17 protein-coding genes are annotated in these 16,201 nt (G+C 53.1%); 8 read left to right on the forward strand and 9 right to left on the reverse strand.

Going from position 1 to position 16,201, the window contains the following annotated elements:
• Positions 1-430: 430 nt before the first annotated feature.
• Positions 431-997 (reverse strand): D-glycero-beta-D-manno-heptose 1,7-bisphosphate 7-phosphatase, encoded by a 567-nt coding sequence (gmhB, locus tag ACLJRE_RS09855; RefSeq protein WP_001140158.1) that lies wholly within the window; start codon positions 995-997, stop codon positions 431-433.
• 189 nt (positions 998-1,186) lie between these two features.
• On the opposite strand from gmhB, the gene metN reads away from it, so the two are divergent.
• The 6 genes from metN (at position 1,187) to proS (ending at position 6,774) form a co-directional block, all read left to right on the forward strand.
• Entirely contained in the window at positions 1,187-2,218 is a 1,032-nt protein-coding gene (gene metN / locus ACLJRE_RS09860) for a methionine ABC transporter ATP-binding protein MetN (protein ID WP_000594021.1), read from the forward strand.
• Positions 2,211-2,864: a methionine ABC transporter permease MetI gene (locus ACLJRE_RS09865; protein WP_001287486.1), complete on the forward strand. Its 654-nt coding sequence runs from the start codon at positions 2,211-2,213 to the stop codon at positions 2,862-2,864. The genes metN and ACLJRE_RS09865 overlap by 8 nt, the downstream gene beginning before the upstream one ends.
• Positions 2,865-2,902: 38 nt before the next feature.
• Positions 2,903-3,718, forward strand: a complete 816-nt coding sequence (gene metQ, locus ACLJRE_RS09870; RefSeq protein ID WP_000874215.1) for a methionine ABC transporter substrate-binding lipoprotein MetQ — start codon at positions 2,903-2,905, stop codon at positions 3,716-3,718.
• Positions 3,719-3,836: 118 nt separating this feature from the next.
• Positions 3,837-4,241, forward strand: a complete 405-nt coding sequence (gene rcsF / locus ACLJRE_RS09875) for an Rcs stress response system protein RcsF (protein WP_001202315.1) — start codon at positions 3,837-3,839, stop codon at positions 4,239-4,241.
• A complete protein-coding gene (tsaA, locus tag ACLJRE_RS09880) occupies positions 4,238-4,945 on the forward strand; it encodes a tRNA (N6-threonylcarbamoyladenosine(37)-N6)-methyltransferase TrmO (protein ID WP_000093989.1) in 708 nt (235 codons plus the stop codon). The genes rcsF and tsaA overlap by 4 nt, the downstream gene beginning before the upstream one ends.
• Positions 4,946-5,055: 110 nt before the next feature.
• Entirely contained in the window at positions 5,056-6,774 is a 1,719-nt protein-coding gene (gene proS / locus ACLJRE_RS09885; protein ID WP_001260675.1) for a proline--tRNA ligase, read from the forward strand.
• A gap of 73 nt (positions 6,775-6,847) precedes the next feature.
• Here the strand turns inward: proS and nlpE are convergent, their stop codons facing one another.
• Genes nlpE through ACLJRE_RS09900 form a run of 3 tightly spaced genes read right to left on the reverse strand, consistent with a single transcriptional unit; the run spans position 6,848 to position 8,545 of the window.
• On the reverse strand, positions 6,848-7,549 hold the full coding sequence (gene nlpE, locus ACLJRE_RS09890) for an envelope stress response activation lipoprotein NlpE (RefSeq protein ID WP_000252576.1): 702 nt from the start codon (positions 7,547-7,549) through the stop codon (positions 6,848-6,850).
• A 31-nt stretch (positions 7,550-7,580) separates the two neighbouring features.
• Positions 7,581-8,003 carry an alternative ribosome rescue aminoacyl-tRNA hydrolase ArfB gene (gene arfB / locus ACLJRE_RS09895; protein ID WP_023212422.1) on the reverse strand — a complete coding sequence of 141 codons (423 nt, stop codon included), beginning with the start codon at positions 8,001-8,003 and terminating at the stop codon, positions 7,581-7,583.
• On the reverse strand, positions 8,000-8,545 hold the full coding sequence (locus ACLJRE_RS09900) for a YaeQ family protein (RefSeq protein ID WP_001185319.1): 546 nt from the start codon (positions 8,543-8,545) through the stop codon (positions 8,000-8,002). Before ACLJRE_RS09900 ends, arfB begins: the two co-directional genes overlap by 4 nt.
• Positions 8,546-8,742: 197 nt before the next feature.
• On the opposite strand from ACLJRE_RS09900, the gene ACLJRE_RS09905 reads away from it, so the two are divergent.
• Entirely contained in the window at positions 8,743-8,943 is a 201-nt protein-coding gene (locus ACLJRE_RS09905; RefSeq protein WP_001518678.1) for a YaeP family protein, read from the forward strand.
• Positions 8,930-9,190, forward strand: a complete 261-nt coding sequence (gene rof, locus ACLJRE_RS09910; RefSeq protein ID WP_000062330.1) for a Rho-binding antiterminator — start codon at positions 8,930-8,932, stop codon at positions 9,188-9,190. Before ACLJRE_RS09905 ends, rof begins: the two co-directional genes overlap by 14 nt.
• A gap of 83 nt (positions 9,191-9,273) precedes the next feature.
• Here the strand turns inward: rof and tilS are convergent, their stop codons facing one another.
• The 5 genes from tilS to accA form a co-directional block, all read right to left on the reverse strand.
• Positions 9,274-10,566, reverse strand: a complete 1,293-nt coding sequence (tilS, locus tag ACLJRE_RS09915; protein WP_023212423.1) for a tRNA lysidine(34) synthetase TilS — start codon at positions 10,564-10,566, stop codon at positions 9,274-9,276.
• Positions 10,567-10,628: 62 nt separating this feature from the next.
• A complete protein-coding gene (locus ACLJRE_RS09920) occupies positions 10,629-11,018 on the reverse strand; it encodes a VOC family protein (RefSeq protein ID WP_000901086.1) in 390 nt (129 codons plus the stop codon).
• Between the two features lie 55 nt (positions 11,019-11,073).
• A complete protein-coding gene (gene ldcC / locus ACLJRE_RS09925) occupies positions 11,074-13,215 on the reverse strand; it encodes a lysine decarboxylase LdcC (protein ID WP_001021044.1) in 2,142 nt (713 codons plus the stop codon).
• 75 nt (positions 13,216-13,290) lie between these two features.
• Positions 13,291-15,054 (reverse strand): chitinase, encoded by a 1,764-nt coding sequence (locus tag ACLJRE_RS09930; RefSeq protein ID WP_000524167.1) that lies wholly within the window; start codon positions 15,052-15,054, stop codon positions 13,291-13,293.
• Positions 15,055-15,232: 178 nt separating this feature from the next.
• Positions 15,233-16,192 carry an acetyl-CoA carboxylase carboxyl transferase subunit alpha gene (gene accA / locus ACLJRE_RS09935; protein WP_000055753.1) on the reverse strand — a complete coding sequence of 320 codons (960 nt, stop codon included), beginning with the start codon at positions 16,190-16,192 and terminating at the stop codon, positions 15,233-15,235.
• Positions 16,193-16,201: the final 9 nt, after the last annotated feature.

Here is a 16,201-nt window from a genome sequence, read left to right on the forward strand (position 1 = left end):
TTGCATGTGTTAGGCCTGCCGCCAGCGTTCAATCTGAGCCATGATCAAACTCTTCAATTTAAAAGTTTGATGCTCAATGAATTAAACTTCGTAATGAATTACGTGTTCACTCTTGAGACTTGGTATTCATTTTTCGTCCTAGGACGTTAAGAATCCGTATCTTCGAGTGCCCACACAGATTGTCTGATAAATTGTTAAAGAGCAGGTGCGACGCGGCTTTCAGCTCACCGTCGCGAGGTGGCGTATATTACGCTTTCCTCTTTCAGAGTCAACCCTGAATTTCAGGATTTTTCTCTTCAACCGACCGGCTGTTTGTGTGAAGTGATTCACATCCGCCGTGTCGATGGAGGCGCATTATAGGGAGTCGGTTCAGGAAGACAAGCGGAAAAATGCATTTTTGTTTTAACCGCTCATCTTTTATCCATAACGCTTATTTTTGCTGCTTTTTTATCGCCGATGGCAGGTCGGCAAGGCTGTTTAACACCCAGTCCGCCGCGTTTTCTGCTTCTGCCGTGACCGGTTTGCCCGTACGCACCAGCACTTTTGTCCCGACATTTGCCGCCGCTGCCGCCTGCATATCTTCCAGCTTGTCTCCCACCATATAAGAAGCCGCCATATCGATATGCAGGAAATCACGCGCCGAGATAAGCATTCCTGGATGCGGCTTGCGGCAATCACATACCTGGCGGAACTCTTCTATACTGCCCTGCGGATGGTGAGGACAATAATAGATGCCGTCCAAATCAACATCGCGATCCGCCAACGACCAGTCCATCCATTCGGTTAACGTTTCAAACTGCGCCTCGGTGAATTTGCCGCGCGCGATTCCGGACTGGTTCGTCACCACCACCAGCGCATAGCCCATTTTTTTTAGCTCGCGCATCGCGTCAATAACACCGTCTATAAACTCAAATGCATCGATTTCATGTACGTAGCCGTGATCCACATTAATGGTGCCGTCACGGTCGAGAAAAATTGCGGGTACAGACTTTGCCACCTTTTATAGCTCCTGAGTAAAGCAAGTGGCGCTAGTATCGCATGTTTCAGCAGGCAAGAAAGTGCTCATCGTATAAAGCCTGATTGATTTAGACGTCTGGATGCCTTAACATCCATTCTGTTGACGGCGTTGACCGTATTAGACAGACGAAAATGCCACGGCTAACTTAATTACGATAATAAATAACCAATGATTAAACTTTCGAATATTACCAAAGTGTTCCAGCAGGGGACGCGCACCATTCAGGCGCTAAATAATGTCAGCCTGCACGTCCCTGCCGGGCAGATTTATGGCGTCATTGGCGCCTCCGGCGCCGGTAAAAGTACGCTTATCCGCTGCGTTAATTTACTTGAACGCCCAACCGAAGGTAGCGTTCAGGTCGGCGGTCAGGAGCTGACAACGCTTTCAGAGTCTGAGTTGACCAAAGCTCGCCGTCAAATCGGCATGATTTTCCAACATTTTAACCTGCTCTCTTCCCGTACCGTGTTTGGCAACGTCGCGTTGCCGCTGGAACTGGATAACACACCAAAGGAAGAGATCAAACGCCGTGTCACAGAGCTGCTGGATTTAGTCGGTCTTGGCGACAAGCACGACAGCTATCCGGCAAATCTTTCCGGCGGTCAGAAACAGCGTGTCGCGATTGCCCGCGCGTTAGCCAGTAATCCAAAAGTATTGCTGTGCGATGAAGCCACCAGCGCGCTTGATCCTGCGACGACCCGTTCGATTCTGGAATTGCTGAAAGATATCAACCGTCGTTTGGGGTTGACGATTCTGCTTATCACTCATGAAATGGATGTCGTAAAACGTATCTGCGACTGCGTTGCCGTCATCAGTAATGGCGAGCTTATTGAGCAGGATACGGTCAGCGAAGTCTTCTCGCATCCTAAAACGCCGCTGGCGCAGAAGTTTATTCAGTCCACTCTGCACCTGGACATTCCGGAAGATTACCAGGCGCGTTTGAAAGCGTCGCCGGAAACTGACAGCGTGCCGATGCTGCGCATGGAGTTCACCGGACAGTCTGTGGATGCCCCGCTGCTTTCTGAAACCGCGCGTCGTTTCAACGTGAACAATAATATTATCAGCGCGCAGATGGATTACGCGGGCGGTGTGAAGTTCGGCATTATGCTAACGGAAATGCACGGCACACAAGAAGAGACGCAAGCCGCAATTGCCTGGCTGCAGGATCACCATGTGAAAGTTGAGGTACTGGGTTATGTCTGAGGCAATGATGTGGTTACTGGTTCGTGGCGTCTGGGAAACGCTGGCGATGACCTTTGTCTCCGGTTTCTTCGGTTTCGTGATTGGCCTGCCGGTCGGCGTATTGCTGTATGTTACGCGCCCGGGGCAGATTATGGAGAACGCCCGGCTGTATCGCTCCCTCTCCGCGGTGGTCAATATTTTCCGCTCGATTCCCTTTATCATCCTGCTGGTGTGGATGATTCCTTTTACCCGAATAATTGTCGGCACCTCCATTGGTTTGCAGGCCGCAATTGTACCGCTGACCGTCGGCGCCGCGCCTTTTATCGCCCGTATGGTGGAAAATGCGTTGTTAGAGATCCCTGCCGGGCTGATTGAAGCCTCGCGAGCGATGGGCGCCACGCCGCTGCAAATTGTACGTAAAATCCTTTTACCGGAAGCGCTGCCTGGTCTGGTGAATGCGGCAACCATTACACTGATCACCCTGGTCGGTTACTCCGCAATGGGCGGCGCCGTCGGCGCAGGCGGCCTCGGTCAAATCGGCTATCAGTACGGTTATATTGGATACAATGCTACCGTGATGAATACGGTGCTGGTATTACTTGTCGTTCTGGTTTATTTAATTCAGTTATCCGGCGATCGCATCGTCAGGGCTGTCACGCATAAGTAACGTTAAACACAACACAAATACTCATTAAGGAAATAAGCATGGCGTTCAAATTCAAAACCTTTGCGGCAGTGGGTGCTCTGATTGGTTCTCTGGCACTTGCGGGTTGCGGTCAGGATGAAAAAGATCCGAATCATATTAAAGTCGGCGTAATCGTTGGCGCAGAGCAGCAAGTTGCCGAAGTCGCGCAGAAAGTCGCGAAAGAAAAATACGGCCTGGACGTGGAATTGGTGACCTTTAATGATTATGTTCTGCCTAATGAAGCGCTGAGCAAAGGCGATATCGATGCCAATGCCTTCCAGCACAAACCGTATCTGGATCAGCAAATCAAAGATCGCGGCTACAAACTGGTTTCCGTTGGTAAGACTTTTGTCTATCCCATTGCAGGATATTCCAAAAAAATCAAATCTCTGGATGAGCTCAAGGACGGTTCCCAGGTCGCTGTGCCTAACGACCCGACCAACCTTGGTCGTTCCCTGTTGCTGCTGCAAAAAGTAGGGCTGATTAAACTGAAAGACGGCGTCGGTCTGCTTCCTACCTCGCTGGATATCGTGGAAAACCCGAAAAATCTGAAAATTGTTGAGCTGGAAGCGCCGCAGTTGCCGCGTTCGCTGGATGACGCGCAGATCGCGTTAGCGGTCATCAATACGACTTACGCCAGCCAGATTGGCCTGACGCCAGCGAAAGACGGTATCTTCGTTGAAGATAAAGATTCTCCGTACGTTAACCTTATCGTGACGCGTGAAGATAACAAAGACGCCGAGAATGTGAAAAAATTCGTTCAGGCTTACCAGTCTGATGAAGTGTACGAAGCCGCAAATAAAGTTTTTAATGGCGGCGCGGTGAAAGGCTGGTAAGTTTTAGGCTGATTCCACAATCTGTAATATTATTCAGGACGGGCTATTGCCCGTCTTGTCATTTATGCAAGCTCCTGATTCAATATCTGGCAATTAGAACATTCATTGAGGAAATATTATGCGTGCTTTACCGATCTGTTTATTGGCACTCATGCTGGGCGGTTGTTCCATGCTAAGCAGATCCCCTGTTGAACCCGTTCAAAGCACCGCAACCCCGCCAAAAGCGGAGCCGGAGAAACCTAAAGCGCCGCGTGCCGCTCCCGTCAGGATTTACACCAATGCTGAAGACTTAGTCGGCAAACCTTTCCGCGATCTTGGCGAGGTTAGCGGCGAATCCTGCCAGGCGACAAATCAAGACTCTCCGCCTAACATTCCAACTGCGCGCAAGCGTATGCAGATTAATGCATCTAAAATGAAAGCCAACGCCGTCCTGCTGCACAGCTGTGAAATTACCAGCGGCACGCCAGGCTGCTATCGTCAGGCGGTTTGTATCGGGTCCGCCCTGAATATTTCGGCGAAATGAGCAGCTTTCAGTTTGAACAAATCGGCGTTATTCGCTCCCCCTATAAAGAAAAATTCGCCGTTCCGCGCCAGCCCGGTCTGGTCAAAAGCGCCTGCGGCGAACTGCATCTGATAGCGCCTTACAACCAGGCCGATGCCGTTCGCGGCCTGGAGGCGTTCAGCCATTTGTGGGTGCTTTTCGTTTTTCATCAGACGATGGACGGCGGCTGGCGGCCAACAGTTCGTCCGCCCCGTCTTGGCGGTAACGCCAGAATGGGCGTTTTTGCCACGCGCTCCACGTTCCGCCCCAATCCGATTGGCATGTCGCTCGTTGCGCTAAAAGGTATCGAGTGCCGGAAAGAGAGCGTAATTCTGAAATTAGGCAGTCTGGATCTGGTGGATGGCACGCCGGTGGTGGATATCAAACCGTATTTACCGTTTGCCGAGGCCTTACCGGACGCCGCCGCCAGCTATGCGCAACAGGCGCCGATAGCTGAAATGCCCGTGAGTTTTACCGCTGAGGTGGCTCAACAGCTTACGACGCTGGAAAGGCGTTATCCGCAGCTACGGACATTTATTTGCGATGTGCTGGCGCAAGATCCTCGCCCGGCTTATCGTAAGGGTGAAGAGACGGGCAAAACCTATGCCGTCTGGCTGCATGATTTTAACGTGCGCTGGCGTGTGGTTAGCACTGGATTTGAAGTGTTTGCGCTGGAACCACGGTAATTTCACTCCCTTCTCTTTTGACATCTCTTGCACGCTGGTAAACTAAATCACTTTTTTTGTATCAGGCTCACATTGAGCCTGTTCGATCGTTCAACTGGAACCGTAACAACATGCGTACTAGCCAATACCTGCTCTCCACTCTGAAGGAGACACCTGCCGACGCCGAGGTTATCAGCCACCAGCTGATGCTGCGCGCCGGGATGATCCGCAAGCTCGCCTCCGGGTTATATACCTGGCTGCCGACCGGCCTGCGCGTCCTGAAAAAAGTCGAAAACATCGTGCGTGAAGAGATGAACAACGCCGGTGCTATCGAGGTGTCGATGCCAGTCGTTCAGCCAGCCGACCTGTGGCAAGAGAGTGGTCGTTGGGAACAGTACGGTCCGGAACTGCTGCGTTTTGTCGACCGTGGCGAGCGTCCGTTCGTACTCGGCCCGACCCACGAAGAAGTTATCACCGATCTGGTGCGTAATGAACTCAGCTCTTATAAGCAGTTGCCGCTGAACTTCTTCCAAATCCAGACCAAATTCCGTGATGAAGTGCGTCCGCGCTTTGGCGTGATGCGTTCGCGCGAATTCCTGATGAAAGATGCTTACTCTTTCCACACCTCTCAGGAGTCGTTGCAGGAAACCTATGACGCCATGTACGCCGCGTATAGCCGTATCTTCAGCCGTATGGGGCTGGATTTCCGCGCGGTACAGGCCGATACCGGTTCTATCGGCGGCAACGCCTCGCATGAATTCCAGGTGCTGGCGCAAAGCGGCGAAGACGATATCGTTTTCTCTGATGTTTCTGATTACGCGGCTAACATTGAACTGGCAGAAGCTATCGCGCCGCAAACGCCGCGCGCAGCGGCGACGCAGGAAATGACTCTGGTCGATACGCCAAATGCCAAAACCATCGCGGAGCTGGTGGAACAGTTCAACCTGCCAATTGAAAAAACGGTAAAAACGCTGCTGGTGAAAGCGGCGAAAGACAGCAAGTCTCCGCTGGTGGCTCTGCTGGTTCGCGGCGATCATGAACTGAATGAAGTTAAAGCGGAAAAACTGCCGCACGTTGCCAGCCCGCTGACCTTCGCTACCGAAGAAGAGATTCGCGCCGTAATTAATGCCGGCCCTGGCTCCCTCGGCCCGGTCAATATGTCGATTCCGGTCATCATCGATCGTACCGTTGCCGCCATGAGCGATTTTGCCGCTGGCGCCAACATCGACGGTAAACACTACTTTGGTATTAACTGGGATCGCGATGTGGCGACGCCTGTTGTTGCCGACATCCGTAACGTAGTCGCCGGCGATCCGAGTCCGGATGGTCAGGGAACGTTGCTTATCAAACGCGGTATCGAAGTGGGTCACATCTTCCAGTTAGGTACCAAGTACTCAGAAGCGCTGAAAGCCTCCGTTCAGGGTGAAGATGGCCGTAACCAGATCCTGACAATGGGCTGCTATGGTATCGGCGTAACACGTGTCGTTGCCGCGGCTATCGAGCAGAACTTTGACGAGCGCGGCATTGTATGGCCTGACGCCATTGCGCCTTTCCAGGTCGCTATTCTGCCGATGAATATGCACAAATCCTTCCGTGTGCAGGAGCTGGCGGAAAAGCTGTACAGCGAATTGCGCGCGCAGGGCATTGAAGTGCTGATGGACGACCGTAAAGAGCGCCCGGGCGTGATGTTTGCCGATATGGAGCTGATTGGTATTCCACATACTATCGTGATTGGCGATCGCAACCTGGATAACGACGATATTGAGTATAAATACCGTCGCAGCGGTGAAAAATCGCTGATTAAAACCGGCGATATCGTTGATTATCTGGTCAAGGCGATTAAAGGCTAAACGACATTTTGTTGGGATTGCCCGGCGCCACCCGGCAGATATGTAAAGGCCTCGCATCCTGCGAGGCCTTTTATTAGTGAGTGCAATCTTTACCCGGCGCAAACTTCGCGTTTTTATCGGCTATTAGCATTTTTACCGGCTCGCCCGTGTCCGGGTTCGCGGCAAACACAAAATGCCCTTCTACCGTCAGCAGCACCGGTTTTTCCGCTTCACCTTTCGCCGTCAGATAGCCGCGCTCAAGCTGGGCGTTACTGGCGACCGGCAGCCGTTTTCCGGTCGCACAATCGGTAAAGGTCGCCGCATCGGCCCTGTATACATACATACCACGCAACGGCATTGGCGTTACCGGCAGGCTGGCGGTAACAGGCACAAGCGTATAATTAAGCTGCGAAGCCACCGGATTGCCTTCTCTGTCGAGCATCTCCAGCGCATTGCCTTTCGCGCGATAATACGATTTCTCGCCATTGCTGTCGGTTAACACCAGTTTATCCGCCGTCCGCGCCCAGGTACCGTATGACGCAAAAGAGGAAGGTTCCTCGCGCACGCCCTGATAGCGCTCGTTCATCACCCATGTGCCGTCTTTTTCCAGAAACAGTGACGTTTCAATACCTTCACAATCCGCACAGGGCAGCACGCCGCGCCAGCTTTGCTGCATGGGTTTTAATTCCGCCGCCTGCGCAGGTTGCAGGGCGTCAACTTCCGCACGGTTATTACACCCTATCAATGCAAATAGCGTACAGGCTGCCGCTACTGACAATATTGCTGTTCTCACCATAAAATCCTTATGAAATTGCTATTCCTGCCCGTCAATCCAGTGGACGACGAACTTTGCCGCGAAGCGCCTTTACAGAAGATTTTTGCGCCTTTGAGGACAAACGGCGCTCCTTCGAGGCACGCGTCGGACGGGTTGCGCGACGTTTTTTCTGCTCCGCGGTGAATTCTTTTATGACGGCAACCAGCCTGGCGATAGCCGCTTCCCGGTTGAGCTCCTGGCTCCGGAACTCCTGCGCCTTAATGATAATGACGCCATCATCGCTTATCAGATGGTGGCTGGCCGTCTGCAAACGCTGTTTGTAATACTCTGGCAGGCCAGAGGCCCGAATGTCAAAGCGCAAATGAATCGCGCTAGAGGTCTTATTTACGTGCTGACCACCCGCGCCCTGCGCGCGAATGGCCGTAATTTCCAGCTCATTATCGGCTATGGAGACCGTCCGGGAGATGGCAATCATGAGGGCTGTTGCCAGGCGGTTAGCTGTATTTCCAGATTATTCCGAGCATCAGAAAGCCAGATTGCGCCGTCCTGAATCGTCGCCTGTAGCGTCATGGTACGATCGGCAAATTCACTGAGCTGCGCCAGTTGCCCGTCATCCAGATACCAGACGGACAGGTTAGCGAACTGCGCGCACTTGCTTTGATGCTGCTGCCACCAGATTTGCGCCGCCCGGGAGTTATAAGCAAAGAGCGCGACGTCGCTCGCCTGAGTACAGGCTTTCTTAATACGGCGCTCATCCGGCAGCCCCAGCTCTATCCAGAGATCGATGCCCAGATGATCGTTGCGCAGCCAGGCCTCCGGCTCATCTTCCGCGCTGAGCCCGCGTGTAAACTGCAACCGTTCATCAGCATATTTTATCCATGCCAACAGGCGCAGCATCATGCGCTCCTGCGTTTCAGAAGGGTGACGCGCCAGCGTCAATGCCGCATCCAGAAACCGGTTGCGATCAAGGTCAGCCACATTGACGACGGCTTTATAAATTGTCGCTTTAAGCGCCATGAGAAAACTCCTTTCGAATCAGGCGCCCATTGTAGCGAAAACCGCGCTAAAAGGCTGTTAACGAATCTTTTACCCACTCGCGTCAGGCGCTGATATTGCGCAAATGAGTATGGTATAGTCACCTTGCTAAACAAGATTTAACTTCGTAGGCTTAGACTTGCATCCACGGTTAAGTCAGAATGCTGACAGGAGGGCATGTGGAAAAATATTGTGAGTTAGTACGCAAGCGGTATGCGGAAATCGCCAGCGGAGACTTAGGGTATGTCCCGGATGCGCTGGGTTGTGTATTGAAAGTGCTTAATGAAGTGGCGGCAGATAGCGCCCTTTCAGAGTCGGTCAGGGAAAAGGCAGCTTATGCTGCCGCGAACTTACTGGTGAGCGATTATGTCAATGAATGAAACGTATCAACCCATTAATTGCGATGACTACGATAGTCTTGAGCTTGCCTGCATGCATCATTTAATACTGACGCTAACGTTAAAAGATGGCGAGGTTTTGCAGGCAAAAGCGAACGATTTGATCTTACGTAAAAACGTAGAGTATCTGCTTGCCGAGGTTTCCGGCGAGTCTTGTGAACTTCGTCTCGATAAAATCGCCAGTTTCAGCCACCCGGAAATTGGTACCGTGGTAGTTAGCGAATCCTGAGTATTTTGTTGCCGGATGGCGGTGCAAGCACCTTATCCGGCCTACGTTCCATGCGATACGTAGGCCTGATAAGCGCAGCGCCATCAGGCATGCCAAACCAGACTCACCCCTTCTTTATCTTCTGCTGCTCCCTCACGCGTCACAAAAACACCCGCAGCCGCAATCAGCGTTTCGCCGTAAAACAACAGCGGCGTGGTGTCTCGTCGCCAGGGCGGGATCCCCTGCTCCTGCCAGATTTTCTTTAATTTACGTCCACCGTGACGTCCCACAATGTGTAGCAACCCTGGCGCCTTAAACCGAATGCTGACGGATTCTTCCTCTCGCGGTCGGCGCAGTTCGCCCCCAGGAACGAGCTGTACCGTCCCTAAGCCGGCAGGCAGCGCCAGCGGTGTTTGCCAGACGGGCCAGGCGACCGTCGTTTCGTGTTGTCCGGCCACGGATTTAATCCACCACAGTTGCGACTGATAACGGCGAATCTCGTGATCGCCAAAGCGTAAACAGGGAGAGGCATCGTCGCGCGCCAGCGCCACCTCCTGCCAGATACGTTCCAGCGCGTCACGAGAGGGCATCGGCGCATTACGCATCGCCAGCCAGCGACGCAAAATCGCCGCCCGCCGTACATCGCTCATCGACATTAATGGAGAGAGCCGCAATGTTCCCTCCGTCGTGATACAGTCCGTAAGATCGCTGGCCAGAAGCTCGTCCAGCAGCCTTTCTTGCTCGGCGCAGAGCGTCGCGCTACGGGCTACCGCCGCAGGAAAATGCGGCCAGCGCTGCTGCAAGAGCGGAAGCGCGCGCAGGCGTAAAAAATTGCGATCGTAGGCGTCATCCTGATTGCTTTCATCTTCAATCCAGCATAAGCCATGATGCACAGCCCACTGTTCCAGCGTCTTCCGCGTTTCTCTCAACAGCGGGCGAAGAAGCAGAGTTCCGGCAAAAGGCGAGCGTTCTCCCATCGCGGAAAGTCCGGCCGGACCACTGCCGCGCTTTAACGCCAGCAGGAATGTTTCACACTGATCGTCAAGGTGCTGCGCGGTTGCCAGCACTTCGCCAGGCAATAGCGTCTGTGCGAACGCCCGGTAGCGCGCTTCACGCGCATGGGCCTCGATACCCAGGCCATTATCCGCCAGCGTCACCCGCTCCACTACCAGCGAAACCTGCCAGCGTTCGCATACGGTTTCGCAATGCCGCACCCAGCTATCAGCATGAGGGCTTAAACCGTGATGAATATGGATAGCACGCAGCGTAACGTCAGGATGGCGTTCTCGCCACAACACCAGTTGATGCAGAAGCACCGTAGAATCCAGGCCGCCGCTAAAGGCAGTCAGAATACGGCGAGAAGAGAGTAACGAGGTATTCAACGTGAGAGTGGTCATGATCCATGCTTATAGTGACTTAGCCCGGCAACGTTACCTGGCGAGCGTCTTAATGACAAGCCTTACTGCTCATACAGCTCAAGCGGTAAACCGTCCGGATCGTTGAAAAAAGTAAAGCGCTTCCCGGTATACGGATCGATGCGTATCGGTTCGCACTTAACCTGATGCTTTTCCAGATGCGCAACGGCGTTTTCCACATTTTCCACGCTGAAAGCCAGATGGCGCAAGCCGCAGGCTTCAGGTCGGCTTGGACGCGCCGGAGGGAAGGGAAAAGAGAAAAGCTCAATTACATACTGCCCGTTTAGCGCCAAATCGCCCTTCCACGAGTCACGCTCTTCCCGCCAGGCTTCGCTTAGCAGATCGAACCCCAGAATATCGCAGTAAAACGCCTTGCTCACCGCATAGTCTGTCGCAATGATCGCGATGTGATGAACCTGTTTTAATCCCAGCATAGCGTCTCCTTTATTGATTATCAGTACGTTACTCGTCACATTCCCGTCAGGCAAGCTAACAGGCGTGTTTTAAGACTCGTACCTGGTACACCCCGTCTTCATTCCGTTTCGCGCCGTGAATATCCGTTTCAAAACCGGGATAATGCTGGCCAATCGAGCAGAGCATCAGCAGAAAATCGAGCACGGCCCGACTCTGTTGCGTGATCCTCTCGCCGGGCATCAACAGCGGAACGCCTGGCGGATAAGGCAGGATCATATTCGCGGAAACGCGCCCTGGCAGTTGATCGAGCGCCACGGTTTCCACCTCGCCTTTGATCTGACGCTGCCAGGCCTGGTGCGGGGTCATGATCATCTCCGGTAAAACCTCGAACGCCCGCAACATCAGCCCCGGAAGATCGTGCTGGCGGATCAGTTTATGGATCCCCTGCGCCAGATCCTGAATGCGCATATTGCGATAAAAATCCGGATCTTCCGCATACAGATCCGGCAACATATTTTTGACGCGCAGGTTAAGATCGTAGGCGCGTTTAAATTCCGTCAGCCCGCGCAGCAGCCCCATCGCACGGGTCTTATCAATCCCTATGCTGAACAAAAACAGCAAATTATACGGCCCGGTTTTTTCCACCACCACGCCTCGCTCATCGAGGAACTTCGCCACCAGCGCGGCGGGTATCCCCTCTTCGCTCATGTTGCCCTGTTCATCCATCCCCGGCGTCAGGATTGTCACCTTAACCGGATCGAGAAACATATGATCGTCATCAGCATCGGTGAAGCCATGCCAGGTTTCTCCCGGCGTGACCGGCCAGCATTCGGCCTCATCAACCTCTTCCGGCTGCCAGATATCAAAGAACCAGCTATCGGACTCTTCACGTAACCGCTGTACCTCTTTACGAAAATGGAGCGCCCGCTCCACCGAACGATTAATCAATCTTTTCCCTGGATTGCCGCGCAGCATCGCCGCCGCGGTCTCGATAGAGGCGACAATGGGATAGCTCGGCGATGTGGAAGTGTGCATCATAAACGCTTCGTTAAACGTCTCTTCGTCATATTCCCCTTTGATATGAATAAGCGACGCCTGCGAAAAAGCCGCCAGCATTTTATGGGTGGATTGCGTTTCGAAAATCACTTTTCCGGGCACCCGATCGCCGCTCATCCCGCTTTTCCCCTGGTAGATCGGATGGAAATGGGTATAGGGTACCCAGGCGGAATCAAAATGGATCGAGGGAACGTCCAGCATCTGCTTGATCCAGTTAGTGTTATACAGCAGACCATCGTAAGTAGAATTGGTGATAACCGCATGAACCGGCCATTGCGCCTGCGCGGTTTCCGCCACCTTACGCGCAATGCTGTCGCGGGTAAATTCACGCTTAGGAATACCGCCGAGAATACCGAGCGCATTGCGCGTCGGCTTCAACCAGAGAGGCACCACATCGCTCATCATCAGCAAATGCGCCAGCGATTTATGGCAATTACGATCAATAAGTAGCGTACTTCCCGCAGGCGCGGCATACATACCGACAATTTTATTCGAGGTCGACGTACCGTTCGTCACCATATAACTCTGCTCGGCGCCAAAAGTACGGGCGATATACTCTTCCGCTTCCAGATGCGGCCCGGTGTGATCCAGCAGCGATCCCAGTTCAGTCACCGAAATCGACACATCGGCCTTTAAGGTATTGCCGCCAAAAAAGTCATAAAACAGACAGCCTGGCGGGCTTTTCTGATACGCCGTTCCCGCCATATGACCCGGCGTACAAAAGGTATATTTTCCTTCTTTGGCGTAGGTAAACAGCGCTTTGGTAAACGGCGGCGTAATATTATCGAGATATTCGTTTGTATATTGATGAATGCGTGTCGCGATATCTTCAGCCAGCCCCAATGCATACTCAAAAAACCACAGCGCCATGCGCATATCGTGAACGCTAACGTCCAGCGTGGAGTTGGTATTGATAAAGGCGTAGAGAGGAAGGTATTCATTTAGCTGGTTGATTTCGCTACAAAGGTCGAGACTGTATTCATCCCAGTCAAAAATAACGCCGCAGATGCGCGGGTTATGTTCAATAAACTTCAACAAGTCAACGCTATTTTGCGGCCAGATAATTTGAAATCCCAGGGATTGTAATGCACGCTCAAGCTCCTTGATGGGTTCATCTTTATAATAAACCCCGTGCGGCCCCATAATGGCGATGATGTTCATGCTTTCTCCTGAAAAAACCTGAGATAAGCATAGTAACAATCCTGCCGATGCAAAGCACCGACAGGATTTATCTTATTACAATGCGTTCCATGCATCGGCCCAGGCAATCCCTACGCCGGGCTCATAGTAGGCAGGCGCAACATTACACCATGAGCCTTCCGGGAACGGTTTGCACTGGTACAATGCGCCATTATTGTTGACGATGTCGCCCGGATTCCATTTCTGGCTGCTGCTCCAGGCAGGGTAGCTGGTGGTCTTATCTTCGTCATCCGCAGCGGCGGCCTTCGCTTTCACATTCAGCGTATAAACCGCAGTGCTGGAGAGCGTACCGTCGCTAACAGTCAGATTCACCACATACTGGGTGTTCTGAGTGACATCCGGCGCGTTGAAAATCACAACGGCTTTATCCTGGCCGCTCAGCGTTTTGCCATCCTGCGACATCCAGGTATAGGTGAGCTTGTCGCCATTCGCGTCGGTCGATCCTTCCGCGCTGAGTGAAACCGGGCTACCAGCTTCCACCGCCCCGACCGGCCCGGCAATGCGCGCGACGGGCGCCACGTTTTCATCCGTCACTGGCGCCGGAGTTGGCGTGACATCCGGTTCAGTGGTTCCGTTATCATCGACGACATTAACGTTGAAATAATGCTGTACACATTTCGTGTAGTCGCCCTCTTTAAAGGCGGTATACGGCGTCTGATATCCCACTAACTGGCAGGAATAGGTTTTACCGTCCGCAGTATCGGCGCTCCAGCCCCAGTCTTGTTCCCAATAGATCGGTAACGCGCCAGCGCCGCCTTCATCGAACTGCTTCATCTTTTTACAGCCCAACACTTCGTCCGCCGGCACCGGCACTTTCAGGTAGTTGGCAAACTCTTTGTAGTAGGCGATACGGTTAAGCGACTGCGCATTCTCATCTGCGCCGCCGCACTCCACGCCGCCATTGATGATTTGAATGGTGACGCCGAAACCTGATACCAGGCCGTTTGCTTTATCGCGATCGTTTGGCTGCCAGGTACCGTCAATCACATGTAGCATAGACGGCTTCGGCGGCTGCGGATACACAAAGAAGAAGACGGCGCTCGCCAGGTTCATCCAGGTATCCGCCACCAGCTCGGGTTTATCCAGCAGAGGGCGAACGTCGCCATACATCGCGTCAGAGAAAGGCCCATAGTTGTAGTTATAAGAAAGCTGTTTTGCCCCGCGACCAAAATAGCTGAGGAAATCGCCGTCCTTATCTTTACCGCACGGCCAGGTCTGGCCCTGCCATACATCCGGGTTACATTCGCCGTTGTAGCCGCCTTTCTGCCCTTCTGTCCAGCCGACTTCGCGCAGATAGACCAGCGCCTGACGCCATTCCGGAATGTCACGCCAGCTTTCGTGACCGCCCGTCTCCTGGGCAAAATGCGCAAACATAGTAGCCAGGGTTTTACGGCAGATAGCGTCGCTATCGCGTCCATCGGTGTAGGTACCACAAACCGCCGGGAATTTACCTATCGCTTTCAGGAAGTTAGAGTAAGTGTATTCCGGCGCGCGCATCGGGAACAGATAATCCCAGTCGGCCTCTTTCAGAATACTTTCAACGCGTTTTACGTTTGCCGGATTAGCGGCGCGCCCCGGTTCGATTTGTTCGACCGCGCTGTTATCCAACGTCTGGATAGAGGATTTCACTGCCTCCATTAACGGAAAATCCGTCAGCGCTTTCTCTTTCGCCGCCAGATCGCTGGCGTTGATGGTCATTGGCTCACTACTGCTAAGCAGCGGCGCGGCCTGCGCACCGGATAAGCTCAACATGATTCCTGCCGCCACGGCGCTGAGCGCCAGTGTTTTTTGCAATCCCATAATTTTCTCCTTGAAGGGTAGTTCACTGCCTGCCCTGGCCACACGCCTGGCAGTTGCTACAGTGTCAGGGAGAACATGCTGTTGCGTTTAATCACATCAACTCATCGGCGTCTCATTTTTCCTCGTCCAAAAAAAAGAGGCCGGATTATCCGGCCTCCTGGGAAAATGAGGTAAATGATTAGGCGTAACCGTAGCTCATCAAACGCTGGTAACGACGGTTTTTTAAATCATCGGTGCTTAACACATCGAGATCGGCTAAATCTTCCAGCAGCTGCGCTTTTAGCGACGCCGCCATCGCTTCCGGATTACGGTGCGCGCCGCCCAGCGGCTCCGGAATGATGGAATCGATTAGCTTCAGCTCTTTCAGACGCGGCGCGATGATACCCATCGCTTCAGCAGCCAATGGCGCTTTGTCGGCGCTCTTCCACAAAATAGAGGCGCAACCTTCCGGGGAGATAACGGAATAGGTGCTGTATTGCAGCATATTCACTTTATCACCCACGCCAATCGCCAATGCGCCGCCGGAGCCGCCTTCGCCAATCACGGTGCAGATGACCGGTACGTTCAGACGAGACATCTCACGCAGGTTGCGGGCGATAGCTTCAGACTGACCACGCTCTTCCGCGCCCACGCCAGGGTAAGCGCCCGGGGTGTCGATGAAGGTGATAATCGGCATGTTGAAGCGTTCAGCCATTTCCATCAGGCGCAGCGCTTTGCGGTAGCCTTCCGGCGCAGGCATGCCAAAGTTACGACGAATTTTTTCTTTGGTTTCACGACCCTTCTGATGACCAATGATCATCACCGGTCGCCCTTCCAGACGCGCGATACCGCCGACGATGGCTTTGTCATCCGCATAGGCGCGATCGCCCGCCAGCTCATCAAACTCATCAAACGCCAGACGGACATAATCCAGGGTGTACGGACGCTGCGGATGGCGCGCCAGTTGGGCTACCTGCCATGCGCCGAGATCGGCGAAGATTTTGCGCGTCAGTTCTACGCTTTTTTCGCGCAGGCGATGGACTTCTTCATCGATATTAATATCCAGTTTCTCATCCTGGCGGCTTACCGCAGTCAGAGAATCGATTTTCGCTTCCAGCTCTGCTATCGGCTGTTCAAAATCAAGGAAATTCAGACTCATAGTATTCCT

Source organism: Salmonella sp. SAL04157, from assembly GCF_046551635.1.
GTDB lineage: Bacteria > Pseudomonadota > Gammaproteobacteria > Enterobacterales > Enterobacteriaceae > Salmonella > Salmonella enterica.

Bases quoted from the DNA above. Each gene is read 5' to 3' on its own strand.
- accA (WP_000055753.1), bottom strand. From the start codon at position 16,192: ATGAGTCTGAATTTCCTTGATTTTGAACAGCCGATAGCAGAGCTGGAA.
- ACLJRE_RS09900 (WP_001185319.1), bottom strand. From the start codon at position 8,545: ATGGCGCTTAAAGCGACAATTTATAAAGCCGTCGTCAATGTGGCTGAC.
- metQ (WP_000874215.1), top strand. From the start codon at position 2,903: ATGGCGTTCAAATTCAAAACCTTTGCGGCAGTGGGTGCTCTGATTGGT.
- ACLJRE_RS09865 (WP_001287486.1), top strand. From the start codon at position 2,211: ATGTCTGAGGCAATGATGTGGTTACTGGTTCGTGGCGTCTGGGAAACG.
- metN (WP_000594021.1), top strand. From the start codon at position 1,187: ATGATTAAACTTTCGAATATTACCAAAGTGTTCCAGCAGGGGACGCGC.
- rcsF (WP_001202315.1), top strand. From the start codon at position 3,837: ATGCGTGCTTTACCGATCTGTTTATTGGCACTCATGCTGGGCGGTTGT.
- ldcC (WP_001021044.1), bottom strand. From the start codon at position 13,215: ATGAACATCATCGCCATTATGGGGCCGCACGGGGTTTATTATAAAGAT.
- arfB (WP_023212422.1), bottom strand. From the start codon at position 8,003: ATGATTGCCATCTCCCGGACGGTCTCCATAGCCGATAATGAGCTGGAA.
- ACLJRE_RS09930 (WP_000524167.1), bottom strand. From the start codon at position 15,054: ATGGGATTGCAAAAAACACTGGCGCTCAGCGCCGTGGCGGCAGGAATC.
- proS (WP_001260675.1), top strand. From the start codon at position 5,056: ATGCGTACTAGCCAATACCTGCTCTCCACTCTGAAGGAGACACCTGCC.
- tsaA (WP_000093989.1), top strand. From the start codon at position 4,238: ATGAGCAGCTTTCAGTTTGAACAAATCGGCGTTATTCGCTCCCCCTAT.
- tilS (WP_023212423.1), bottom strand. From the start codon at position 10,566: ATGACCACTCTCACGTTGAATACCTCGTTACTCTCTTCTCGCCGTATT.
- rof (WP_000062330.1), top strand. From the start codon at position 8,930: ATGTCAATGAATGAAACGTATCAACCCATTAATTGCGATGACTACGAT.
- ACLJRE_RS09920 (WP_000901086.1), bottom strand. From the start codon at position 11,018: ATGCTGGGATTAAAACAGGTTCATCACATCGCGATCATTGCGACAGAC.
- nlpE (WP_000252576.1), bottom strand. From the start codon at position 7,549: ATGGTGAGAACAGCAATATTGTCAGTAGCGGCAGCCTGTACGCTATTT.